A 23,783-nucleotide genomic window follows, 5' to 3' on the forward strand; every position below is an offset into this window, starting at 1 on the left:
ACTACTCCCCTTCGGACTGCTGGGCCATGCGCCAGCGAATACCGGCCTCGATGAACCCGTCGAGGTCCCCGTCGAGGACCGACTGTGGGTTGTTGACTTCGTATTCGGTACGCAGATCCTTCACCATCTGGTACGGGTGCAGCACATAAGAGCGCATCTGGTTACCCCACGAGGCATTACCACCGGCGCCAAGGGCGTCCAGCTCCGCGCGCTCTTCCTGGCGCTTCTTCTCCAGCAACTTCGCTTGCAGAACGCGCATGGCAGATGCCTTGTTTTGGTGCTGCGACTTCTCGTTCTGACAGGTCACCACTATGCCGGTTGGGACGTGTGTAAGCCGGACCGCGGAGTCCGTGGTGTTCACCGACTGTCCGCCTGGGCCGGAGGAGCGGTAGACGTCGATACGCAAATCTGACTCGGGGATGTCGATGTGATCTGTTTCCTCGACGACCGGCAGCACCTCTACCTCGGCGAAGGAAGTCTGGCGGCGCCCCTGGTTATCAAAAGGACTGATGCGAACCAGACGGTGTGCGCCCTGCTCGACCGAGAGGGTGCCGTACATGTACTCGCCATGAACGACGAAAGTAGCAGACTTTATACCGGCCTCTTCAGCGTAGGACATGTCGTAAACCTCGACCTTATGCCCATGCTTGTCGGCCCAGCGCAGGTACATGCGCATGAGCATCTCGGCCCAGTCGGCGGCATCTACGCCACCGGCACCGGAGCGGATGTTGATGACCGCCTCGCGCTCGTCGTAAGGCCCCGAAAGCATGGTCGTGACCTCGAGCGACTCGATGTCGGCACGCAGCTCAGCGCGTTCGGCATCGGCCATTTCAACGGCATCAGGGTCACCCTCCTCTTCCGCGAGTTCGTACATCACGGAGAGATCATCGAGTCGCCCACGCAGGGAGTCAATCTTTTTTTTCTTCGCCTGTGCCTGCGACAGTGCGCTGGTTACCTGCTGCGCGTGGTCGGGGTCGTCCCACAGCGACGGGTCCGCGGCCTGGGCTTCCAACTCCCTGATCCGGTCGGAAAGCTCGTCGACATCGACCACCTTCTCAATGGTGGTCAGCGTCGCGTCGAGTTCTTTGAGGTCAGCATTCAGATCCGGGTTCACGGGTACTACCTTAGCTATACCGCCTGTTTCGGTGCACAATAGGACGTATGTCTGAATCCACCGCCAGCCAAGATTCCAGCCAAGACCCGCACCAAGATTCCAGCCAAGACCTAGAACTCTTTCTCTCCCAAGTTTCCGAGTCGATTGTGGCATCGGATACCAGTGTTGCGGTTGCCATCGTGAAGCGTGCCGCTGCCATTGCTGCTCGCATGCGCGACGAAGGCCTGGTCACGGAGTACAAGACATCGATTTCCGACGTCGTCACCGCGGCCGACCGCGCAGCGGAGAAGTTCGTCGTCGAGGCCTTGGCCGCGCTCCGCCCGGAGGACGGCATTCTTGGCGAGGAAGGGTCGGCGAAGGAATCCCAATCGGGTCGCACGTGGGTGATTGATCCCGTCGATGGCACCTACAACTTCACCACTGGTTCGGACTACTGGTGCAGCGCATTGGCGCTGGTTATGGGCGATGCGAACGATCCGGACGAGGTCATCCTCGGCGCGGTGCACCGCCCGGCGACGGGCGAAAGCTGGATTGGTGGCCCCAGTCTCCCGACCACTCGTATCAACATTGACGGCACTGTTGACGATCTCCGGGTCACTGACCACCCGCTTTCGGAAGTCTGCGCAGCGACCTACCTCCACACCACAGTGGTGAGCTCGAGCGGGGAATCCGAGGTCACAGCCACAAAGTCCTGGCTGGATGCAGTGTCCCGCAGCGCTACCTGGCGCATTCTGGGCTCAGCGTCAGTAGATATGGCCGGCGTGGCCGACGGTCGCATCGGCGTATGGTTCCAGCGCGACGTCGCGGCTTGGGACTGGCTGCCTGGATATGCACTTATTACGGGCGCAGGCGGCGAAGGCACGTCGGTGGGGCGCTGGAAGCTCGCGGGCTCAAGCGGCCAGGTCGCAGAGTTACGTGAGGTTCTGCGCTAGAATTTCGGCCATGACCACCTCTTACTCCGAAGATCTCGCCCTCGCACTCTCGCTTGCCGACGCAGCCGATGACCTAACGATGTCCCGCTTCGAGGCGGCCAATCTAGTCGTCGAGTCCAAGCCCGACCTCACACCGGTCTCCGATGCCGACATCGCGTGCGAAAAGCTGCTCCGCGAGATTCTGTCGGACAAGCGCCCGAGCGATGAGGTCCTCGGCGAAGAATTCGGTGGCGAAGCTGTGTTTGAGGGCCGTCAGTGGGTCATCGACCCCATCGACGGCACGAAGAACTTCGTGCGCAATGTCCCGGTCTGGGCCACCTTGATTGCCCTGTTGGAAGACGGCAAGCCGGTTGTCGGCGTGGTTTCCGCCCCTGCGCTGGGACGTCGCTGGTGGGCGTCCAAGGGCGACGGCGCATTCAAGCGCGTGCAGGTCGGCGGCCGGGAGGCCACCGAGCGCTGCATTGAAGTCTCGAAGGTAGCAGATGTCGCGGACTGCTCAATCTCCAATTCTTCGCTCACAGGTTGGGCCGAGCGCGATTTGCGCGACAACTTCATCGGTCTCACCGATGACGCCTGGCGCCTGCGTGGCTATGGCGACTTCTTCTCCTACTGCCTGGTAGCGGAGGGTGCGGTCGATGTCGCCGCCGAGCCGGAAGTTTCCCTGTGGGACCTGGCAGCTCTTGCGATTCTGGTGGAGGAAGCTGGCGGCCGCTTCACTTCTCTAGCGGGTGTCAACGGGCCGCACGGCGGGGACGCGGTTGCGACGAATGGGTTGCTTCACGACGCCGTCGTCAAGCGCCTGAATAGGTAAGCAGGGTTTTCCAACCTATCGCAATTTGCGACGAGCGGCTCACTATCTCCCGTCCGCGTGACCGATATCCAGGATACGTCGCAGCTCAGCAAATACCTCAGGGCGTACCTCATGGGTTACTACCCGTCCACTCTTAGATCTAGTTAGCAGCCCGGCATCCGCCATGGTCTTTAAATGATGCGACACCGTAGGCTGACTAAGCCCAGAAACAGCGGCCAGCTCCCCCACGGTCATCGGGCTACAGCCAGCGGCAGCGAGCTGAGACAAAATTTGCAGGCGCGCCGGTTGCGCCAGCGCTTTGAAGAGCGTTGCCGCAGCCTGCGCTTCCGCCGCGTCGAGAGGCCGACCGCCAAGTGCACAGCATTCTGAGATTTCGTCCATACCTGTTGAGGCTACACGGCCTCCCCTCTAAATATATTGACAATCATCGATATATTGGTTACACAGGAAACTATGACACAGACTACAAAGTCACTCAGCTTCCTAGATCGCTTCTTGCCGCTATGGATTGCAGCTGCAATGGCAATTGGCCTCATTCTGGGCAAAATTGCACCGTCACTTGTGAACTGGCTGGCAGAGGCAAAAATTGCGACAATTTCCGTACCAATCGCCATCGGCTTGCTGGTCATGATGTACCCACCGCTCGCAAAGGTTCGATACGACAAAACGGGCAAAATTTTGACATCCAGGAAGCTGATGGGCATCACAGTCTTCCTCAATTGGATTCTCGGCCCCGCACTGATGTTCACCCTTGCCTGGATATTCCTCAGTGATAGTCCAGAACTGCGCACTGGCGTGATCATCGTCGGTCTCGCCCGCTGCATTGCAATGGTTTTGGTCTGGAACGACCTATCTTGCGGCGATACTGAAGTCGCTGCCGTACTGGTGGCCGTAAACTCGCTATTTCAAATTCTCATGTTCGGCGCTCTAGGGTGGTTCTACCTGCAGATTCTGCCCTCCTGGTTGGGACTGGAAACCACTTCCGCCACCTTTTCTTTTTGGGCAATCGCACTATCCGTAGTGGTATTCCTCGGTATTCCGCTTCTAGCTGGCGCAGCATCACGCATAATTGGTGAACGCACCCGTGGTCGCGACTGGTATGAAAATGAGTACTTGCCCAAAATCTCACCATTGGCGCTTGCCGGCCTTCTATACACAATCGTGTTGCTCTTTGCGCTTCAGTCACAGCAGATTCTTGAGAATCCCTGGACCGTTGCAAAAGTGGCGCTACCACTAGTGATCTACTTCCTCGCCATGTTCGCAATCGCTCTCACTTCGGCCAAGACCGCGGGCATGAACTACGCAACCTCCGCATCGATTGCCTTTACGGCTGCCGGAAATAACTTCGAGTTGGCAATTGCGGTTGCAATTGGCACCTTCGGCCCATTATCCCAGCAGGCACTTGCGGGAACGATTGGACCACTCATTGAAGTACCCGTGCTCGTCGCACTTGTCTACGTCACCCGCTGGCTTGGTCCACGCCTTTTCCCCAATGACCTCTCCGTACCGGACAGACTATAGAAAAAAGGGCTCTGAAGTGAAGAAAATCCCGAAGGTACTTTTCATCTGCGTGGCAAATGCCGGTAAATCCCAGATGGCCGAGGCCATTGCGCGTGCAAAATATGCCACGCAGTTCATCGCCCTTTCAGCAGGAACGAACCCCAAAACTACTACCAATGCGCTTGCAGCCAAATCAGTTGCAAAAATCGGCGCCTCTATGGACGGTGTATCACCAAAACCCATTGACCCCACGATTCTCCGAACTGCAGATCGTATTGTCATCATCGGCGATGCCGCTCATGTAGAGCTCCCCTCGGACGCTCATGGCTCACTCGAGCGTTGGCTTACTGACGAGCCTTCAAAACGAGGCATCGAAGGAGAAGTGCGCATGAATCTGATTCGCGATGACCTCGAGCGCCGTATCGACAAGTTAGCTGTCGAACTCCGTTCCACTAAGAATTCCTAAGCGGCAGAATCCAACAAAAGCCTCCTTATCGCCAGCGTAAGCCACACGACTGCGCCGACGCCTGCGATGAGACCGAGGAGCAGGAATATCAGACCGACTCCCCAAAGCCCGGTGATGTCGTCAGTGCCGGCGATGATGCTCCAGCACAGGGCATAGCCAGCGACAGCTGCCCACCAGATGGGTAATAGATTCAGAGTTGGGGCGGGTACGCGCATCATGACAGAGACGGTGAGGACTACCATCGCGAAGCCGCTGCAGAAGACCTGCCACGGCGAGTAGTCGTATTCGCCCTCGAGCGTCCATGCGAGCGTACAAAAGCAGATTAAGAATGCGGCGACAAAGACGAAAACCGTGTGCCCATATGCGATGCGCTCGCCGGACTTTTTGGCCAGCCACGCGGTACCCACCCACGCGAGAGCGGTGGGGATGGCAATAATCAACAGGTACGCGAGGAAGACTCCTGGCACCTCAGCCCAGGTGAAACTCGTCAGCATCGATGTCATGCCACCAGGCTACGCCTGCCTCTTAGCTTTTGAGCGCGCTAGTTTCCCAGTAAAAACACAGACGAAACACTGCGTTTTACACATGCTCACTTAATGTATTGCCAGATTCAGCTGCTACAACTAGAAAGTCGTTTTCAATACGCCGTTTGTAGAGAATGCTTTTACCAAAGAGCGCTTCTCTATAAGTAGTAGTAAAGGAGAAATCTGGGGTGAATAAACCTTCACGAATTGTGGGGCTAGACATAGCGCGCTCACTCGCCATCATCGGCATGATTATTGTCCATATGGCCTCACTACTTTGGAGTACAAAGGTTGTGCTCTCTGGCCTACCGTCATCGCTGTTCGCCATCATCGCCGGCGCCACAATGATGATCATCGGCCGTAACTACAGCAGCACTACTTTCTTGCGTCTGATCACTCGCGGCGCCCTGATTATTCTCATCGGCCTGGCACTATTGCCGGTCGGTGGAGAAATTCAGGTGGTCCTCGTCATCATGGGCCTGGTCATGATGCTGGTTTCCTGGATGCCAGCGCTCGGAACCTGGTGGCGGGCCGGCTTCTTCGCCGCCGCAACCATCGCCGCCACAATCAAGTACGCACCCATGACACTGCCGCAGATTTACCCGCTACTGGCGTGGATCGCATATTTCATCGGCGGCATGCTGCTTTACGACGTCTACTTACGCGGTCGCCTGCAAAGCACTTCCACCTCCGAGACCAGCGCTAATGCTCGGTTGAGTTGGGTCGTCACCGCTGTCAGTGTTGTCATCACGGCCGTCGGCATGTACTACCGGTTTGATCCTGAGATTGCTGGCTGGCTCCGCTTTACCGGACACACTGGCGTTTTCGGAGAAATCATTCTCTCCGTCGCCGTCGCCGCCATTGTGCTGCATTTGTGCCTGTTCGTAGGCGACCGCTTCCCGACCGCGTTTTACCCATTCGCGGCTATGGGAACAATGTCACTGACTATCTACATCCTGCACGTTCTCACCGCGTTTTATTGGCAGCAGAATGTGGCATTGCATTCCACGTTGTCCGCAGCAGGTTTCATCGTATTCTTCCTCGTCATCGCAAGTCTCTGGAAGAAGTTTGTGGGACAGGGCCCTGCTGAAAAGCTCGTTGCCACCACAATCAAGGCCATTGTTCCTTCTGGGAAAGGGAAATAACCGTGAAGAAAACATCTTTTTCCATCGCAGCAATTGTTAGCAGCACCCTGCTTCTATCTGCGACTCCAGCTCTTGCATTGGAAAACGGCGAACCCGCACCCGCAAATGCTGAAAGCAGTTCTGTGGCCGCGCTGAAGATTGGCAAAGTTGGCAATTTCGGTGACTGCACCGGAACGCTGGTTGCCGAGCAGTGGGTGCTCACTGCACGCCACTGCCTGGAGTCTGTGAACAACGAAGGGACCCAGGCCCGTATCGGCGGGAAGGTCTACGATGCCGATTCCTGGGCGCTGTCTCCAATGTCTGATGCAGGATTGCTTCACCTGACCCAAAAGGTCACTGATGCAACCCCTGCGAAGGTCTCCCGCGATATCCCCACACCTGGGCAGACGGGAACTCTCTACGGCTGGAGCAGCAGCTCGTCCATGGCACGATCTGGACAGCTCCCGATGACCAAGATGGTTGTCAATGAGCTGCTGGGCGGAGGCCCCACTGAAGGAACTCCAGGTGAGGTCGCGCCTGGTGGAGCTACTCCAGGTGAATCTGTTCCGGGCGAAGCTGTTCCGGGCGATGCCATGGAATCAATGGAGATGCAGCCAGGCGGAGCAATGCCGGGTGCAGTTAAGCCGGATGCAGTAAAGCCAGATGACTCCAAAACCGAGTCGATCCCCGCAGGAACGGAAAGCATCCCAGCCGACGCTGCCATGATGCCAATGATTCAAAGCGCCATCCTGGACGCACATTCCGTATCTGGCGCAGGTATGCAGGGCGGCGACTCCGGCGGCCCGTTCTTCGTTGACGGAGAGCTCGCTGGTCTCGCTACCGCCGGAACCTCCAATGGCGACCCTGACCTACCCTCCCCCAGCGCAGCGATTACTACCCTCGCTGGCACGGCTGACTGGATCGATGACATCACCTCTGGCCGAGACACAGAAAGCGTGCTGACCGCGGAGAACACTCCTGCTCCGCCAAAGACCATTCAGACCAGCGCCGATCACATGTGGGGTTACCTCGCCATCGCGTGCGTTGGCCTGGTTGTCGCAGCAGCCTGGTCGCGCATTAGGAATGGCCGACAGTAGAACCGTCTAACCACAACCACAAGCCGCCTCCCCGGAAAGTACTGGGTAGGCGGCTTTTATCGTGCATGCGAGGAACTTAATAGTGACCGAAGCCACAAAATCTCTCGGTAACTGACGTACAATCGTGAGATAATCCTATGGTTTTATTCCAATTTTTCTAAGAATCGACGATTCGGTGAGGTCGCACTTATCGGTGGCCTGGCTCTGTTGATTCCGCCAATGATCTGGCTGAAGAAATCGAAAGCCAAGACTTCGTAGAATTCTTTATGAAGGGGCGAAAAAAAGGAACGAGTCACTCCACATCCGCCCACATTTCGAGCCCACCGTGGGAGTCCAAGCCTGTCTGGCAGCTGTCTGTCAGCTGTCTGCCCACCGTTTTGCCAGTATTGCGCTCACTTATCGATGCATGATTCACCCATCGATGCGCTCCAGCGTATCCATAAGTGAATAACTCATCGATATGTGAAACCGAAAGCTAGCAGCGCGTACATGAGCTGAGGCAAATCGGCCAGAATCAACCCAGCAACTCCTCAAGCTAAGTACCTTCAGGCCGACTAATCGAGCAGCGCCTCACGCTGCATTTTGACGACCGTCCTTCAATGCCCGGTTGTGAAGTGCGCGAGTTCGTCAGACCCAACGACTGCCCAACGGCTTAAGCCCCAAGCGGTGATTTGACCCCCGAATAACGAAGACCCCTACCAGCGTTTACACCGGTAGGGGTCTCTTCTTAGTGGCGGGGGCTGGATTCGAACCAACGACCTCTGGGTTATGAGCCCAGCGAGCTACCGAGCTGCTCCACCCCGCGTCAACTGTCCTGGCTTTTACAAGCACTCACAGCGGGTGCTGACCTCTCCGGCCAACGAGATGTAACTGTAGCACGGCACCCCCAACAAAGACCAATCCCCAGGTCATAGCCAGTTTCGCTACAACCTGGGGACTATTAGAACCCATGCTTCTAGGTTAGTTACTGACCATTGGCCTTCTGGTAGTCAGCGGCAGCGCGGTCGAGCTCGGCAAGTGCCTGGCCCTGGGCTGCGTAGTCACCGTTCTTCTGGGCGTCGTTAAGCTTCTTTAGCGCGTCGGAGATACGGCGAGCGGCGTCGTCACGCGCGGCGACATCAACCTTGCGCTCTTCCTTCGGTGCCTCGTCGTCGGACTCAGCGTCGGCGGCGTCCTTGTCCTTATCCGACGGCTGCTCCTCAGCCTCTTCCTCACCGCGGACCTTGGTCACGGCGGAAGCATCGATACCAACCTGGCTCAGAGCCTCAGTGACCGTAGCGCCGTAGCCCACCTGACCGCGGTAAGCGACGAGAATACGCAACAGCTTCGGGAATGCGGTCTCCTGCCCCTTGCGTTGGGTGTAGACCGGTTCGACATAGAGAATCTCGCCATCGCCGACCGGCAGCGTCAGCAGGTTACCGTTGGTGACCACGTTCGTACCCTCGAGCAGGGTACGGTCCTGGGCGACCTCATCTGCGGACATCATCGTGTCCTGCGCCTGACGCGGACCCATGGTCTGGGTGTTGGTCGGCAGAGCACGAATAGTGATTTGGCCGTAGGTCTCCGGCTCGGAGGAAGCACTCATCTGAGCGGAGAGGAACTCACGCTCCAGTCCACGGAATGCAGAGATCAGCTGGAAGCTCGGCTTGCCGCTCTCCGGATCGGAAGCGACAACATAGTACGGCGGCTGAGAGAGGTTCTTGTCTTCCGGTGCGGTCGGGTCGGACGGGACAGACCAGAAGGAGTCATTGGCGAAGAACACGCCCGGATCGCTGACGTGGTACTTGGCCATCAGCTCGCGCTGAACCTTAAACAAGTCCTCCGGGTAACGCAGGTGCTCCTGCAGTTCCTCGGAAATCTCCGACTTCGGCTTCACCACACCTGGGAAGACGCCTTCCCAGGCCTTGAGCACCGGATCCTTCTCATCGAACTCGTAGAGCTCAACGGTGCCATCGTAGGCGTCAACGGTTGCCTTGACCGAGTTGCGGATGTAGCTGACCTCGCTGTTCGGCAGCGGGCGTGGAGTGCCATCCGGGTTAATGGAGTCCTGCGTGGTTTCCTGGAGGCTCATGCGCTGGGAGTACGGCATCTTGGCCAGCGTGGTGTAGCCGTCGACGATCCACTTCATACGGCCATCGACTACAGCCGGGTACGTCTTGGTGTCGGTAGTCAGCCATGGGGCGACCTTCTGAACACGGTCACGCGGATCGCGGTTGTAGATAATCTTGGAGTCCGACCCAATGCGGTCGGACAGCAGGATGTTGAGTTCCTGGTAACGGGTGGCGAAAATCATGCGGCTGGCAAGTCCGCCAACGCCAACACCGCCCTCACCGTCGTAGGTGAAGTTTCGGCCGTCAGCATCGTACTCGTAGTCCTTGCCGTCACCATTGCCACCGACAATCGCGTAGTCGGCATCGCTGTTGGCGATAACCGGACCGTAGTAGATACGCGGCTGCTTCAGGTTCAGGTTCATGCCGTTCGGGTCCTCGGACTCGAACAGGTCAGCCACGGTGTACAGCGGGTAACCACCGCGGGCGGAACCGGACTCGGAGGCAACCTCGTCAACCTTATTAGCCGGCGCAGCAACGAAACCATTGCCGTGAGTGTAGACCGTGTGACGGTTAATCCAGTCAGTCTGGTTGCCCTGCAGAGTCTGCGGGTTCAGCTCACGAGCAGCGACAATGAAGTCACGGGACTCCCCATCAATCTGGTAGCGGTCAATGGCAAGCGGATCGGAGAAACCGTAGAAGTTCTTCAGCTGACGTTGCTGAGTGAAAGTACGCGGCAGGACCTCCGGATCCAGGATTCGGATATTGGCCAATGTCGCGGCATCGCGCGAAATCGAATCCGCACCTTCCTTTGCCGCCTCCTTATCGCCTTCCTTTTCAGCCGGAACGCCCCAGTCGCGCTCGACCTTCACCTTGTCGTCGGTAAGCCCGTAGTGGTAGCGCGTCGATTCAATGTTGCGCGCAATGTATTCACGTTCCTTGGAAGCGCGGTTCGGGTTAACCGAGAACTGCTCAACTGCCATCGGCCAGGCCACGCCGATCAGCCCCGCGGAGACCAGCATCAGCACTGTGGCAAACGCCGGAATGGAGAGGTTGCGCAGGAAGATAGAAGCGAAGAATGCAGCGGCCACGACAATTGCGATGACCAGCAGCGTAATCTTTGCCGGCAGCAGCGCATTGATATCGGTGTAGGAACCACCGGTGAAGGTGTTCTGCTTGTTATTCAGCAGCTCATAGCGGTCCAGCCAGTAAGACACAGCCTTGAGCAGCATGAAAACACCGGCCCAGCACGCCAACTGCGCACGAGCCGCATTGGAAACGCGGGTCTTCTCCCCTGTAGTCGGGTTACCTGGGCGGATGCCACCAAGGAAGTAATGTGTCACCAGCGACAGCAGGAACGCAATAACTACCAGGACAACCAGCGTCGAAACGATGTACGACCACAGCGGCAACTGGAATGCATAGAAGCCCAAGTCCTTGCCGTACTGCGGGTCAGTCTCACCGAAGGACTGCCGGTTTAAGAACAGCTGCACCGTCTGCCAATTGCCCTGCCCCACAAGGCCACCGAGTACGCCGAATACAACGGGCAGCGTGGTGAACATCGACTTCGAACCAGATTCAGCCATCCGTCGGTACACTGCCTGCGGGCTGCGTGGATCCGTCAGCCCGAGGTCGACGGGACGCGAGCGCCACGCCAACCACATAGATAGAAATGTCAGTGCACCCGTTATTAGGCCTACGGTGATAAACAGGACAATACGAGTGAGCCACGTGGTGGCGAATACCCCTCGATAGCCCACTTCACCGAACCACTGAAAGTCCGTATAAAAATTGACGGCGATGGGAATAACAAAGGTCAGCGCGGCAATCACCAACACGGTAATTGCCAGCCACCCCGGGCGGCCACCCGCCGATCGTCTCGGTCGAGTCTGGTTTAGAGACAACGTCTCTCCTGTTCAAGTTGAGCTTGACTTACCAGCGAGCTGGCAAGTCGAACGTACGCTTATCTGTCATCTACTCTAAATAAAGTTCCTAACAATTGACTAAGGATGCTGTTTAAACAGCGTTGCCAGGAAAGGGGCGTCGTCAAGCGTCATGAGCGAAAACAACGGCACACAGACTCATCTCAGCCAGCAGGCACTCAATCGCGCCGTGCGCGAGGCTGTCGAATACGTCCACGCCGAAGGTTGGGACCGTGCTCCGAGTCTCTTCGCCCTCGTCCCCACCGCCGCGCTTGCCGACGTGCTTGCCGACGAGCTGATTGACAGCGCCCCGCTGACTGTCGTTGCGCAGGAGCCTCTCCCCGAGGGAATTGAAGGTGGTAGCCCTGAGTTGGCGGACTTTATCGCTCGAACATCGTGGCCGGCAGGTGTCGTCGGTGCCGTGTTAGCGCAGGAAATTATAGTCCTTTCCCCGGAGCAGGCGGACAGTTTTGAGGGAGCATCCGTAGACGAGGTGCGGGCACAGGCGGATGGCGAGGCGGCTCGTCAGGCACGTCTTTTCAGTGGCGTTATCAGTGAGGGGCCACACCTAACGCTGATTCAGCCACGCCCCACGGAAGCGGAGCTGGATGAGCGTGGTCCCTTCGCTGAAGATGAGATTGAACTAAAGGATGGTTCTGGGGTAGCCGATGGTGTCATCGCTGCGCTGTATTCCACGTTCGGAAGTAACTCATAAATCCACCTACCAGCGATAAGAGACAGACAAGAGACATTAAGAGCGCCGAATATCCTTATAACTAGCTGATTCCGGTTGACATCAGGACTAGAACCTAGTTGTATAACAAAGTGATAAAGGCGCGTCTCTAAGTATCCGCTCAGGGTTCTGTCGGACTGGGTTCTGTTGGACTCGGATTCTTCCAGGGACGGGCGAATGTGGCGAAGAAATCGCGAGTGTAGCGCGAGTTTTTCCTTCTATTGGTTTTCAACTAAGAGGTTTTTAATTATGAAGAACAACGTTGTTCGCCGTGCAGCAGCCTCGGCAGCTGCAGCTTCTGCGCTGGCAGCCTCCCTCCTGACTGGTGGTGTTGCCAACGCTCTTCCTACTGGTAACTACGTTGCCTTCGGCGATTCCTTCGCTGCTAACCCGGGCCAGTCCGATCCGGCCGTGCCGGGCCGTGGTGGCTGCCCAATTTCGGTTTCGAACATCGGCTCTCACGTTGCTCGCGAGACTGGCCTTGAACTGCACGACTACTCCTGCAACGGCACTACCGCTTTCATGCCGACTCAGCCGCAGAAGTCCCTGATGGGCCAGGTTGACAACGCTATCGCTCAGGGCTCCCTCGGCCCGGCTACCCAGCTGGTGACCATCTACGTTGGCGCCAATGACGCAATGCAGGGCGCTGTGCTGCCAATGCCGGTTCAGGATGACCTGTACACCACCAACGTTGTTGCCGCGGTGCAGAAAATCAAGGCCGCTAACCCAACTGCTCGCGTCATGCTGATTGGCTACCCAGCTTTCACCTCGAATGACCCGACTCACTACGCCTGCCCGGTCAACGCCGCAGGTTTTGCACCGCACATTCCGGCTGCCGGCATGCACCAGTTTGAGATGGCTCTGCAGAACCGTCAGGAGCGCGCTGCAAATGAGTCCGGCATCGGTTTCGTCAACATGAAGAACATTGCCAACATCGATGTCGCAATGTGCGGCCCGGACGGTGAGCGTCAAGTCTCGGCAATTCTGGATACTGACGTTGCTTCCTACAACATGACCAACCACCCGACCTTCCACGGTTCGGCAGTTACTGGCACCACCATCGCCAACGTCTACAAGAGCACCTTCTAAGGTTGCCCGACGCCGCTCAGGCGTTTTGGAATGTAAAAACCCTCGGTCCCGCTTTGAAAAGTGTGGTCGAGGGTTTTGCTATCCCTTGCGCTGCGGGCTCCAGTTTTTACACTTTCGCTTCCGCCACGTCCGCTTCTGCAGTGACCTTAACGCGTTCTCTTCCCTTCAGCGCGCGGAGGGCGTAGAGAATTGTTGCTAGGTCGATAACCTCCTGCAGTAGTGCAATAATCTTCTGGTACTGCGAATCTGCCGCCGACTTGGAGGCTTGGATCCGAATTGTCTGCGTTCCATTGACGGATGATGGGAAAAGCGACTACACGATATAAAAAATATAAAAGCAAAATCCCCGGCCGTAATGACCGGGGATTTTAATCTGTGGAGCTGCCGAGAATTGAACTCGGGTCCACCGCCAACTCGCCAGGGCTTCTCCGTGCGCAGTTCGCACGATCGCCTCTACTCGACCCTTCGGCTCAGGCAAACATGTCCGAATGACGGGCCCAGCCGCAAGTAAGAAGATCCCCGATGAGCCTTACGGCACACCCATCGGGCGAGCCCTTTTAAGTCGATGCCAGGGTCCGGGCCAAAGGGCAAGCCCGGCCTGACAGACACGCTAGTCGCTTAATTAGGCAGCGAGAGCGTAGTCGCGCTGAGTGTTCTCGGCGCTTAATCAGTTGCTACGACGCTTAACGGTGGTCTCTAGCCTGCACCGGCACGCTTCCCCTGGCTCACTGTACGGTGTCGAAACCATGTCAGCCCCATACAACGCCTTCGAGCGCGGGAATGTGCGTAGCACTCAAAGGATGTTCAAGAATAACGCTTTACGACGAGAAAAGTCAACAAACCTCGTCATAAAAGCCAGCAACCCAATACGGTCGTCAACTCCGGGTTGACACTGGCGTCAACCTATGGTTGACTGTAGTCATGGATCCATTGACGACAATCCGTCACCGACTGCAAGCAAAGAACATTGCCGAACAAGAACTTGAGGATGCCGTGGCGCAGGCTCGCGCAGCGGGCCACTCATGGGCAGAGATTGGAAATGCACTCAATATCTCCCGGCAGGCGGCATTCAAGCGGTTCGGAAGTGTCCCAGACCCCGTATCAGGAGAATTAATGACTGCCACAAAAACTACTCATATCGCCGAGCTCGGCGAAAAATTCCTTCGCCACATCATCAACGGTGAAGAAACAGAAACCGTCAACATGATCTCGCCAAAGCTCCGAAAGGACCTCCCCTGGTCCACCATCTACTCTGCATGGACAGATGTTCTCACCGAGACTGGCGCGTTCGAATCTTTCGACGACACCCAAGTCACCAGCCTCGGGGGAACCAGAACTAAGGCACCGACCTCGCAGAAACTACTGTCGAAGATTCTCGGCACTAGCCTCGTCATAACCACCCTCAAGCATGAGGCCGGCGAGTGGATGGCTCGAGTTGCCTTTGACCGTCACGAAAATGTCATTGGCCTGCTCATCCTCCCAGTCGATGCGACTGAGTTCCCCTTCTAATAGAGGCCTCTTCTACCCCTTGATGCCCTTTACACGGCGGCCCAGCGCACGAGTAGCTTCGCGCTCCTCCGTGCGGCGCTTGATGTCCTGGCGCTTGTCATAGTCCTGCTTACCGCGGGCGAGTGCGAGCTCGACCTTCAAGCGGCCGTCGGTGAAATACAGCTTCAGGGGCACAAGCGTGTTGTTGCCATCGCGGACCTTGCCCCACAGGGTGTCAATCTCCTTGCGGTGCAACAACAGCTTGCGCGAGCGACGCGGTGAGTGATTAGTCCACGAACCGTAGGAGTACTCCGGGATATGCAGCCCGCGGAGCCACACTTCGCCGTCGTCGATGGTCGCGAAGGCGTCGTTAAGCGATGCTTTGCCCTCGCGCAGCGCCTTGACCTCAGTGCCCACGAGAACGACACCGCATTCGTAGGTGTCCAGAATGTTGTAGTCATGGCGGGCACGACGATTGGTGGCCACCACCGCGTTGTTGGCGCTGACCTTTTCTTTCTTCGACTTCTTCTTGCCCATAACCTGCTTAACTCTAGTCGAAGAAGGTGCACGACAGCTATTCCCTAGCTATTCCCTTAACTTTCCCTTATGCGCCTGCTCGCACCCGACATACATATGCCTCTGGCCTTTTACGTTGTGACGCAACTTACTTTCCCCTAACCTTTTACCAACGTCTAACACAGAGGGATCTTTATATATATGGGACAGTCAAAAACGTTGGAACCGGACAAAGCGCCACCGAAGCCAAAGGGGTTCCTAGCAACACTGGAACGTATCGGCAACGCACTGCCAAATCCATTTTGGCTATTCGTGATTCTTGCCGGTGTAGTCATCGTTTCTTCGTGGCTCGGTGAGGCTGCGGGTATGCAGGCCAAGGATCCCGCGTCGGGTGACATCATCGAGGTGGAAAGCCTTGCTACCGCAGAGTACCTGCAAAAGATGGTTTCTGAGGCGGTAACGAACTTCACGGACTTCGCACCAGTTGGCCTGATTCTGGTGTGCATGCTCGGTGTCGCAATTGCGGAGTACTCCGGTTACATCGGCTCGGCAATCCGCGCGGCAATTTCCAAGGTGCACTCCCCTGTCCTGCTGACATTCATTGTCGCACTGGCCGGCGTGACTGGTTCGATCGCTTCTGATGCCGTCTACGTGATTCTCATTCCGCTGGGTGCCGCCTCATTCGCCGCAGTTGGTCGTAACCCCATTGTCGGTGCGATGGTCGCCTTTGCCGCCTCGTCAGCCGGGTTCAATTCGTCGCTGGTGCTCAACATCACCGATGTGCTGCTGGCGGGTATCTCCACGCATGCGGCGCACTTCGTGGATCCGGAATACGTGGTTTCACCTCTGGCCAACTACTTCTTCACCATGGCTTCGTCCATTGTGCTGGCTCTGATTATTACGGCTGTTACTGAGCTGTTCATCACCAAGCACGTGGCAAAGACCATCCACGACGATCATATTGACCACGAAGCTGCCGAGTTCACTAAGCCGGGCGCTTCGGAGGAGGCTGCTGAGGAAAACGCTAAGAAAAAGGAGCAGGACACCGCGTCTAGCAGCTCCAACAGCGGCCGCGATAAGCTCGTTCTAAACGACTCCGAACGCCATGGCCTGCGCTACGGCAACATCGCCGCTGTTATCTTCCTTGCGCTGTGGTTCGCCGCTCTGTTCATCCCGGGTTCGCCTCTGCGCGGCGAAGGCGACGGCATCTTGAATTCCGTGCTGCTTACCGACGTCGTGGTGTCCATTGCCCTCTTCTTCGCCGTGGTCGGTATTGCGTACGGCATCGGCGCCAAGACCATCACCTCCTCTGCAGATGTGCCCGCCTTCATGGAACGTGGCCTGGGCACACTGACCACAATGATGGTGCTCTTCTTCGCTGTTTCGCAGTTCACGGCCTACTTCAAGTGGTCCAATATCGGCCAGTGGACCGCTATCAAGGGCTCCGAATTCCTGACCAAGGCGGATCTGCCGCCGCTGTTGCTCTTTGCTGCCTTCGTCCTGATGGTGGCTGTTCTCAACCTGCTGATTACCTCGGGCTCCGCACAGTGGGCGTTGATGGCGCCGGTCGTAGTGCCGATGCTGATGTACGTCAACGTCTCCCCGGAGGTCTCCCAGCAGCTATTCCGTATTGGTGACTCCCCGACCAACATCATTACACCGATGTCGCCGTACTTTGCGCTGGCACTGACCTTCCTGCAGAAGTACTACAAGCCTGCGGGGGTCGGCACGCTGATGTCGCTGGCTATCCCGTACTCGCTGTGCATGATGGTGGGCTGGTTCCTATTCTTTGTCGTGTGGTACCTCGCGGGCATTCCGCTGGGGCCAGGGGTTCCGGTGCGTTAACTCACAGCCACTAGGAGATTGAGGGATTGGTCGAATTTTTCGCCCAATCCCTCACTTATTTGTGGCACCCGGGCTTAATATTGCGTACGGTCGCCACCACAACGGGCGTCGTAAAGCGAAAACGTACACACATTGAGCACACACTGAGACGCGGATATAACCTATGCCAACAAAGCACCTAAAATTCACGGGATCGACAGGCGAGACTCTAGCTGCATCGATTGATCTGCCGGACGGTAAGCCACGCGCGTGGGCGCTATTTGGTCATTGCTTCACGTGTAATCGGATGGTGCCCGGCGCGTCACGCACCTGTAAGGCGCTGGCGAAGAAGGGCATTGCAGCGTTCCGGTTCGACTTCACTGGCCTTGGGCAGTCCACTGGCGATTTCGGCGAGACGACGTTCCAGACCAACATTGATGACCTTAAGGCCGCCTACGAGTTCATGGAGGCAGAATTCGAGGCCCCCTCGCTACTGATTGGGCACTCGCTCGGTGGCGCAGCGGCGCTGAACGCCGGCCACGATATGCCGAAGGTCAAGGCGGTTGCGACAATCGGTGCACCCTTCGATCCGGCACACTCGATTGTGCGCATCGCCGGTGACATTTCGACGGTCGATGAGCACGGCACGCAGGTTCTGCAGATTGAAGGTCGTGGCATTCCGATTTCCCGTGAGTTCCTGGAAGTGTTGGCGGACTACAACCCGGAGGTCTATCTCAGCCAGCTGCGCAAGCCGCTGCTTATTCTGCATTCCCCGACCGACCAGACTGTTGGTATCGATAGCGCCCAGAAGATTTTCCAGGTCTCTCGCTATCCAAAATCCCTGATGAGTTTGGATCGCGCGGACCACTTGCTCACTCGCGCTAAGTCCGCCGCGCGCGCTGCTGACCTGATTTATGCGTGGGCGGATAGCTATCTTCCGGAGGCTGAATAGCCCTGTTATCATTAGGGGTTATGGACACAACTGAACACTCTGGCCACTCACACGGCCACGGTCATTCACACGGCCATGACCACGCTCATATTGACCCCGCGAATACTCCTGCCCGTCGCCTGCTCGCAGCTGCGGGTCTAACTCTTGTCGTATTTCTCGCCGAGCTCATCGGCGGCTTGGTCTCGGGTTCACTGGCGCTGCTGGCAGATGCCGGCCATATGGTGACGGACTCCGCAGGCCTGCTTATGGCAGTTGCCGGTTTGGCTATCGCCCAGCGCGGAGCCAATCACCGCGCGACGTACGGGTACCGTCGTGTTGAGGTTCTGACTGCTCTCGTCAACGGTCTGACAGTTTTCATCATTGCCGCCGTGATTCTCTGGGGCGCAATCCGGCGATTCGGGTCAGTGGAACAATCTGAAATTCAGACCATGTCGATGCTCATCATCGCGGTCATAGGCCTGCTGACCAACGTTATTGCGGCGTTTCTGCTCGCGGGTGCTGCCAAGGAAAGCGTCAACGTCCGCGGCGCATATCTCCATGTGCTTGTCGACGCCGCTGGTTCGGTCGCCGTCATTATCTCCGCTATCGCTATTGCATACACCGGTTGGACTGCCATCGACTCGGTGGTCTCCATCGTGATTGCGCTCTTCATCGTCCCCCGAGCCGCCGTTCTGGTGCGCGACTGTCTCCACGTGTTGCTGGAGTACACCCCGAAGGGCGTCGACACCGAGAAAATTACTGCTGACCTGTCTGACTTGGACGGAGTGGTCGATGTCCACGATCTCCACGTCTGGTCCCTCAACGGCAATGACCTGTTGGCTTCTGTCCATCTCGTGCGCTGCGACACGCTCCCCAACGGCGACGAGCACGCATTGCTCGACCGCGCGCAGGCACTGCTTCACGACGTCCACGGGATTGAACACGCCACGGTGCAGATTGAAAGAACCGGGCACGCTGACCACGAGTACCCGGCTCATACCTAGTTTGTTCGGCTAGTAGCTGAAGTAAGGTGCTAGCCCTCGAGCTGCTCGCCTAGCTCCAGCCACTCCATCTCCAGCTCTGCCTTCTGCTCAGCCACCTCCGCAGCACGGCGATCGAGGTCCGCCAGCTTTTGTGTGTCCAAGTTGGCTACATCAGCACTCGCTTCCGCCATCTGCGCATGCAGTTCACTTTCTTGCTGGCTGAGCTTCGCCATCTTCCGCTCCAGGGCACTCATCTTCTTCTGGACAGCATGAGCTTCCGCAGCCGAGAGCTTCGAGGTATCCTCCTCTGAAGCTGCGCCACGGGTCTGCGGACTACCGGCATTTGCTTGAGAGGCACCACCACTAGCGGCCGAGTCAGCCAGCTGTGCGCGACGCTGGAGGTACTGACTAATCCCGCCTGGCAAGTTCGTCAGCTCGCCATCGCCGAAGAGGGCCCAGGTCGAGTCGGCAATACGCTCAATCAGGTAGCGGTCGTGCGAGATGACCACCAACGTGCCCGGCCAATTGTCCAGCAGGTCTTCCAATTCCTGCAGCGTGTCAATATCCAGGTCATTCGTCGGCTCGTCGAGCAGCAGGAAGTTCGGCTCACTCATCAACACGCGTGTGAGTTGCAAGCGACGGCGCTCACCGCCGGAGAGGTCTGCGATTGGGGTGCGCTGCCGCTTCGGGGAAAAACCCAGTCGCTCCGCCAGTTGCGAGGCGCTAATCTGCTTCTTGCCCAGGTCAATGTAGGTCGCCACGTCCTCCACAGCGTCGAGCACACGCATATCCAGCGGCAAATCATCGAGCTCTTGTCGCAGCCAACCCAGGCGCACCGTCTTGCCCTCAATCCGCTTGCCATCGCTTAAGGGGTAGTCTCCCGCCAATGCGCGCAACAAAGTCGTCTTACCCGAGCCGTTGACACCGACCAGGCCAATGCGCTCGCCGGGGGCCAGACGCCACGTGACGTCGTTAAGCAATTCCCTACCATCGGGCGTTTCCAGGGACGCATGCTCCAGCTCCACGACCACCTTGCCCTGTCGACGCTGCGAAAACGCCATCAACTCCACGGAATCACGCGGCGCCGGGACATCGGCGATGAGAGCCTCAGCTGCTTCGATGCGGTAGCGAGGCTTCGAGGTGCGGGCCGGCGCACCCCGGCGCAACCACGCGAGTTCCTTACGCGCAAGGTTCTGGCGACGCTGCTCGGCGGCATCGGCTTGGCGCGCACGCTCGGCACGCGCGAACGTCCAGTCGTTGTAACCGCCATCGTAAAAATCGACGGTGCCGTCGTGGACTTCCCACGTCTTCGTGGCAACGGTATCCAGGAACCAACGATCGTGCGTGACGACGACCAGGGCTGCCCGGCGCGAAAGGACATGATCGGCCAACCACTGCACACCCTCAATATCGAGGTGGTTCGTTGGCTCATCGAGAATGAGCAGATCCAGATCTCGGACCAGTGCGGCCGCCAGGTTAACGCGACGGCGCTCACCACCGGAGAGGTTAGCGACCTTGGTATCCATACCGAGGTCATTGATACCGATGCCATCGAGGACCTCGCGGATGGAAGCGTTACCCGCCCACTCGTGTTCAGCGAGTCCCAGCGGTGCAATGACGCACTCAAACACGGTGGAATTCGGGTCGAGCTCGGCGCCCTGGGTGACATGCGCCATGGCCATGTCGTTGGCTCGCGAGATACGTCCGGAGTCCGCCGGCTCCACGCCTGCCAGAATCTTCAGCAGTGTGGACTTGCCGCCACCGTTCAAACCGACAACGCCGATGCGGTCGCCCTCTTGAACGCCGAGGCTGACGCCGTCGAGCAGAGTCTTGAGCCCGAAGGACTTAGAAATATTCTCGCAATTAATCAGATTTGCCATGATGAGTATTTATTGTGCCCCATTCGACGTTGCCAAGCACACGCCGAACATACCAAGCCACCGGCAGCTCCTCGAACTGCTCTCGGGTTACCCATTTAAATTCCGGATGCTCGCCGCTGAGCTGGACATTCTGCGTGTCGTCGGCCTCGCGTACTAGAAAGGTCACCGTGTGGAAGCGGAAATTCTCCCCGCCCAAGTCCGGATTGGAATAATGGGCAAATTCGCTGACCTCCGCTGCGCGCAAGCCGGCCTCTTCACGCAGTTCGCGCACAGCGGCCTCCACGGGCTCCTCCCCCGCGTCTAGCTTGCCACCGGGCAAATCCCACTGGCCCCCGAGGAAGCCCTCGTATTCACGCAGCAGAAGCAGCAAGCGGTCACCTCGGAAAACTATGCAGTTGCACACCCAGCCGTCGTCGTCAGGCCAGAACTTAGTCCAAGCCAGGCTGCGCGGTTCGCGCCGGCCGATCTCGGCCCTACTGGGGGTGTCATCACGGTGCATGGGGAAAGATCGCCTGTCCTTTATTAAAAGCGCTAGTCTCGTGAGACCTCAGCGAGGCGAACGAAATCGGCAATTTCGAGCTTCTCTCCTCGCTGCTTGGGGTCAATCCCCGCTGCCATAAGCGCTTCTTCGGCTGCGGCACCAGATCCGTAAATCCCCGATAGGGCCGCACGGAGGGTCTTGCGGCGTTGCGCAAAAGCAGCGTCGATAAGCGGGAAAAGGCGCGCGCGAAATTGCGGCGAAATCTCCCACGGAGCCTCGGGGGCATCGGCGGCATTGGAGTTCTCAGGAGCGTCGGAGCGGGCGTAGCAGTCAATGCGAACGAGCCCGGAATCAACCTTCGGGACCGGCCAAAAGACGTGCGGACCAATGGCACCGGCGCGACGCACTGTGCCGTAGTAGGCGGCCTTGACGCTGGGGACGCCGTAAATCTTGGAGCCCGGCTGAGCCGCCAGCCGGTCAGCGACCTCAGACTGCACCATCACGAGCACGCGGCGGATGGTGGGGAGCTCGGCAAGCATGTGCAGCAGTACCGGTACCGAAACGTTGTACGGAAAGTTAGCCACCAGTGCATCCGGCGAGGTCTGAAAGTCCTCGCGGCTGACCTTCAGCGCATCTTTCTCAATGAGCTCGAGTTCACAGCCCTCGGCGCGCTCGGCGACTGTCTGGGGCAAACGCTCCGCCAACCGCGGATCGATTTCGACAGCCGCGGCACGGCCGCAGTGTTCGAGCAATCCCAGGGTCAGCGAGCCCAAGCCGGGACCGACCTCAACAGGGTAGGAATCCTCCGGCAAGTCCGCCGCAGCGACAATTCGACGCACGGTGTTGGCGTCGTGGACGAAGTTCTGCCCCAATTTCTTCGTCGGGACAATATCCAACTGCGCCGCCAGGTCACGTACTTCGACCGGCCCCAGGAAAGAAACTTCTGCTTTAGTCACAGTTAGATACTACGGGGTCAAAAGAAAAAATAGGTTTAGCTCGTTTGGCTAGTCTGAACTAGCTTTAACGAAGCCCCATGGAAGCGGTACAAGCGGGCCATGCACCCCAACCCTGACCAGCCTGGACGCGCTCAGCGACAGCAATCTGCTGCTCGCGGGAAGCCTGCGATGCGCGCGGTGCGTACTCAGTACCGCCGTAAGCTGCCCAGGTGGAATCGGTGAACTGTAGACCACCGGAGAAACCGTTACCGGTATCGATAGCCCAGTCACCGCCGGACTCACACTGGGCCAGCTGATCCCACACACCGTAGCCAGCGGCCGGAGCTGCGATGCGAGACTTAGTGCCCTGGCGGATAGTGGAGATACCCGGAGCCTTTAGCTCCTTTTCTTCCAGGACCTCGCGTCCGAGCTCTTCGCCGTCGCGAGAGGTGACCTTGACCTGACGTTCTACCTGGCCCGGCTCACCCTCCTGCTCAACGATGCGCTCGTCTTCGAACATCGAATCATCTTCAATGATGTTCTCGTGAGCTGGAATTTCCTCAGTCTCGGTGATGGTCTTATCAATCAGACGAGACAGCGCGATGCGCATGCCTTCAGTGACCGGCGCATCCAGACCCGGCTCAACGGTGTCGTCTTCACGCAGCTCAATGCCACGCTGTGCCAGTACATCACCGACGGTCATAGCCGGGACGGTCAGGTCGATGTCCTTGGCATCGTCGTGAAGCACAATATTCTTGGCACGAACGACGTCGAGTTCGACCCCCTTAGCGGAAATCTCGCCCTTTTCGACCTCGACCTTGTCCTTATCGGAGATGAGCCCCTGCTTCTTCAGACCTTCAATCAGCTCATCGGTAGTGATGGCATTGGTCTTGTGCTCCTGCGGCTTGCCATCGACAATCATCGTGACCGGCTTGGCAGAGCGGTAGACCAGCTTGCCGCCGTCCGTGAGGTCGCCCTGACGCTGAACCAGGTCTCCGCCGGTGGTTTCGACACCAGCCTTCTCCAAAATGGCCTTGTCATCCTTGGACCAGGTTGCAATTTGCTCGACCTTGCCGTCAATTTCGACGGTGATGGTGTCGTAGTTGGATGCTGCGACAGTGCCACCCAGAGCAACAGCAGCGACCAGACCGCCAGCAGCGATCTTGGACGAAGTGGAGACTCCGTCGTTAGCACGATTGAGATGACGCTTCTTCGCAGCACTCACGGGGTTCGTCACAGCCTTTCGGAGGATGGGCAGCTATCAGATGAAAGAAATACAGTTTGTAACAGTACGGTAAAGATTCAGTGTTGTCTAAAATATATCGATAAAAGTGACGGGAAATACAACAAACCGCCCCGGCTGCATTTCCACAGCTCAGGGCGAC

At 57.8% G+C, this 23,783-nt stretch carries 21 protein-coding genes, 1 tRNA gene and 1 other RNA gene; 12 read left to right on the plus strand and 11 right to left on the minus strand.

Translation table 11 applies throughout. From position 1 onward, the window contains the following. Position 1 precedes the first annotated feature (1 nt). Positions 2-1,114: a peptide chain release factor 2 gene (prfB, locus tag HMPREF2651_RS01230; RefSeq protein WP_049181365.1), complete on the minus strand. Its 1,113-nt coding sequence runs from the start codon at positions 1,112-1,114 to the stop codon at positions 2-4. 47 nt (positions 1,115-1,161) lie between these two features. Between prfB and HMPREF2651_RS01235 the strand changes: the two genes are divergently transcribed. Together HMPREF2651_RS01235 and hisN are read left to right on the plus strand one after the other, a co-directional pair. Then, positions 1,162-2,046: an inositol monophosphatase family protein gene (locus HMPREF2651_RS01235; RefSeq protein WP_049181367.1), complete on the plus strand. Its 885-nt coding sequence runs from the start codon at positions 1,162-1,164 to the stop codon at positions 2,044-2,046. 10 nt (positions 2,047-2,056) lie between these two features. Further along, positions 2,057-2,857, plus strand: a complete 801-nt coding sequence (gene hisN / locus HMPREF2651_RS01240; RefSeq protein ID WP_049181368.1) for a histidinol-phosphatase — start codon at positions 2,057-2,059, stop codon at positions 2,855-2,857. Positions 2,858-2,899: 42 nt separating this feature from the next. Here hisN and HMPREF2651_RS01245 read toward each other — a convergent pair whose 3' ends face one another. Beyond that, positions 2,900-3,238, minus strand: a complete 339-nt coding sequence (locus HMPREF2651_RS01245; protein WP_016423238.1) for an ArsR/SmtB family transcription factor — start codon at positions 3,236-3,238, stop codon at positions 2,900-2,902. 72 nt (positions 3,239-3,310) lie between these two features. Between HMPREF2651_RS01245 and arsB the strand changes: the two genes are divergently transcribed. Both arsB and HMPREF2651_RS01255 read left to right on the plus strand, forming a co-directional pair. Then, entirely contained in the window at positions 3,311-4,378 is a 1,068-nt protein-coding gene (arsB, locus tag HMPREF2651_RS01250; RefSeq protein WP_049181369.1) for an ACR3 family arsenite efflux transporter, read from the plus strand. A 16-nt stretch (positions 4,379-4,394) separates the two neighbouring features. Then, positions 4,395-4,823 carry an arsenate-mycothiol transferase ArsC gene (locus tag HMPREF2651_RS01255; protein WP_049181370.1) on the plus strand — a complete coding sequence of 143 codons (429 nt, stop codon included), beginning with the start codon at positions 4,395-4,397 and terminating at the stop codon, positions 4,821-4,823. Here the strand turns inward: HMPREF2651_RS01255 and HMPREF2651_RS01260 are convergent. After that, a complete protein-coding gene (locus tag HMPREF2651_RS01260; protein WP_049181372.1) occupies positions 4,820-5,326 on the minus strand; it encodes a hypothetical protein in 507 nt (168 codons plus the stop codon). The two genes, HMPREF2651_RS01255 and HMPREF2651_RS01260, sit on opposite strands and share 4 nt — an antisense overlap. 209 nt (positions 5,327-5,535) lie before the next feature. Between HMPREF2651_RS01260 and HMPREF2651_RS01265 the strand changes: the two genes are divergently transcribed. After that, complete coding sequence (locus HMPREF2651_RS01265; RefSeq protein ID WP_049181373.1) at positions 5,536-6,492, plus strand: DUF418 domain-containing protein; 957 nt, start codon at positions 5,536-5,538, stop codon at positions 6,490-6,492. A gap of 2 nt (positions 6,493-6,494) precedes the next feature. Further along, positions 6,495-7,568: a trypsin-like serine protease gene (locus HMPREF2651_RS01270; protein ID WP_049181374.1), complete on the plus strand. Its 1,074-nt coding sequence runs from the start codon at positions 6,495-6,497 to the stop codon at positions 7,566-7,568. Positions 7,569-8,299: 731 nt separating this feature from the next. Here the strand turns inward: HMPREF2651_RS01270 and HMPREF2651_RS01275 are convergent. Both HMPREF2651_RS01275 and HMPREF2651_RS01280 read right to left on the minus strand, forming a co-directional pair. Further along, positions 8,300-8,373, minus strand: a tRNA-Met gene (locus tag HMPREF2651_RS01275). Positions 8,374-8,532: 159 nt separating this feature from the next. Continuing rightward, a complete protein-coding gene (locus HMPREF2651_RS01280) occupies positions 8,533-11,520 on the minus strand; it encodes a UPF0182 family protein (protein ID WP_070585950.1) in 2,988 nt (995 codons plus the stop codon). Positions 11,521-11,671: 151 nt separating this feature from the next. Here HMPREF2651_RS01280 and HMPREF2651_RS01285 point away from each other — a divergent pair, with 151 nt between their 5' ends. Continuing rightward, entirely contained in the window at positions 11,672-12,253 is a 582-nt protein-coding gene (locus tag HMPREF2651_RS01285) for a PPA1309 family protein (protein WP_049180920.1), read from the plus strand. A 267-nt stretch (positions 12,254-12,520) separates the two neighbouring features. After that, on the plus strand, positions 12,521-13,360 hold the full coding sequence (locus tag HMPREF2651_RS01290) for a GDSL-type esterase/lipase family protein (protein ID WP_038626297.1): 840 nt from the start codon (positions 12,521-12,523) through the stop codon (positions 13,358-13,360). Between the two features lie 373 nt (positions 13,361-13,733). On the opposite strand, the gene ssrA is transcribed toward HMPREF2651_RS01290, so the two are convergent. After that, positions 13,734-14,117, minus strand: a transfer-messenger RNA (tmRNA) gene (ssrA, locus tag HMPREF2651_RS01295). A gap of 164 nt (positions 14,118-14,281) precedes the next feature. On the opposite strand from ssrA, the gene HMPREF2651_RS01300 reads away from it, so the two are divergent. Continuing rightward, positions 14,282-14,869, plus strand: a complete 588-nt coding sequence (locus HMPREF2651_RS01300) for a DUF3887 domain-containing protein (protein ID WP_070560134.1) — start codon at positions 14,282-14,284, stop codon at positions 14,867-14,869. Positions 14,870-14,881: 12 nt separating this feature from the next. On the opposite strand, the gene smpB is transcribed toward HMPREF2651_RS01300, so the two are convergent. Continuing rightward, positions 14,882-15,385: an SsrA-binding protein SmpB gene (smpB, locus tag HMPREF2651_RS01305; protein WP_038626299.1), complete on the minus strand. Its 504-nt coding sequence runs from the start codon at positions 15,383-15,385 to the stop codon at positions 14,882-14,884. A 180-nt stretch (positions 15,386-15,565) separates the two neighbouring features. On the opposite strand from smpB, the gene HMPREF2651_RS01310 reads away from it, so the two are divergent. The 3 genes from HMPREF2651_RS01310 (at position 15,566) to HMPREF2651_RS01320 (ending at position 19,123) form a co-directional block, all read left to right on the plus strand. Then, complete coding sequence (locus HMPREF2651_RS01310) at positions 15,566-17,209, plus strand: AbgT family transporter (RefSeq protein ID WP_080972824.1); 1,644 nt, start codon at positions 15,566-15,568, stop codon at positions 17,207-17,209. 163 nt (positions 17,210-17,372) lie between these two features. Continuing rightward, the gene (locus tag HMPREF2651_RS01315; RefSeq protein ID WP_038626302.1) at positions 17,373-18,140 is read left to right on the plus strand and encodes an alpha/beta hydrolase family protein; all 768 of its coding nucleotides are present in this window, start codon (positions 17,373-17,375) and stop codon (positions 18,138-18,140) included. 20 nt (positions 18,141-18,160) lie between these two features. After that, positions 18,161-19,123: a cation diffusion facilitator family transporter gene (locus HMPREF2651_RS01320; protein ID WP_038626304.1), complete on the plus strand. Its 963-nt coding sequence runs from the start codon at positions 18,161-18,163 to the stop codon at positions 19,121-19,123. A 29-nt stretch (positions 19,124-19,152) separates the two neighbouring features. Here the strand turns inward: HMPREF2651_RS01320 and HMPREF2651_RS01325 are convergent, their stop codons facing one another. The 4 genes from HMPREF2651_RS01325 to HMPREF2651_RS11185 form a co-directional block, all read right to left on the minus strand. Beyond that, entirely contained in the window at positions 19,153-20,982 is a 1,830-nt protein-coding gene (locus tag HMPREF2651_RS01325; RefSeq protein WP_038626306.1) for an ABC-F family ATP-binding cassette domain-containing protein, read from the minus strand. Next, positions 20,966-21,481: an NUDIX hydrolase gene (locus HMPREF2651_RS01330; protein ID WP_038626308.1), complete on the minus strand. Its 516-nt coding sequence runs from the start codon at positions 21,479-21,481 to the stop codon at positions 20,966-20,968. The genes HMPREF2651_RS01325 and HMPREF2651_RS01330 overlap by 17 nt, the downstream gene beginning before the upstream one ends. A gap of 32 nt (positions 21,482-21,513) precedes the next feature. Further along, complete coding sequence (rsmA, locus tag HMPREF2651_RS01335; RefSeq protein ID WP_038626310.1) at positions 21,514-22,419, minus strand: 16S rRNA (adenine(1518)-N(6)/adenine(1519)-N(6))-dimethyltransferase RsmA; 906 nt, start codon at positions 22,417-22,419, stop codon at positions 21,514-21,516. A gap of 64 nt (positions 22,420-22,483) precedes the next feature. Continuing rightward, entirely contained in the window at positions 22,484-23,623 is a 1,140-nt protein-coding gene (locus HMPREF2651_RS11185; RefSeq protein WP_038626312.1) for a resuscitation-promoting factor, read from the minus strand. Between the last annotated feature and the right edge of the window lie 160 nt (positions 23,624-23,783).

This window comes from Corynebacterium sp. HMSC063A05 (genome assembly GCF_001809695.1).
In the GTDB taxonomy this organism is placed as follows: Bacteria; Actinomycetota; Actinomycetes; order Mycobacteriales; family Mycobacteriaceae; genus Corynebacterium; species Corynebacterium amycolatum.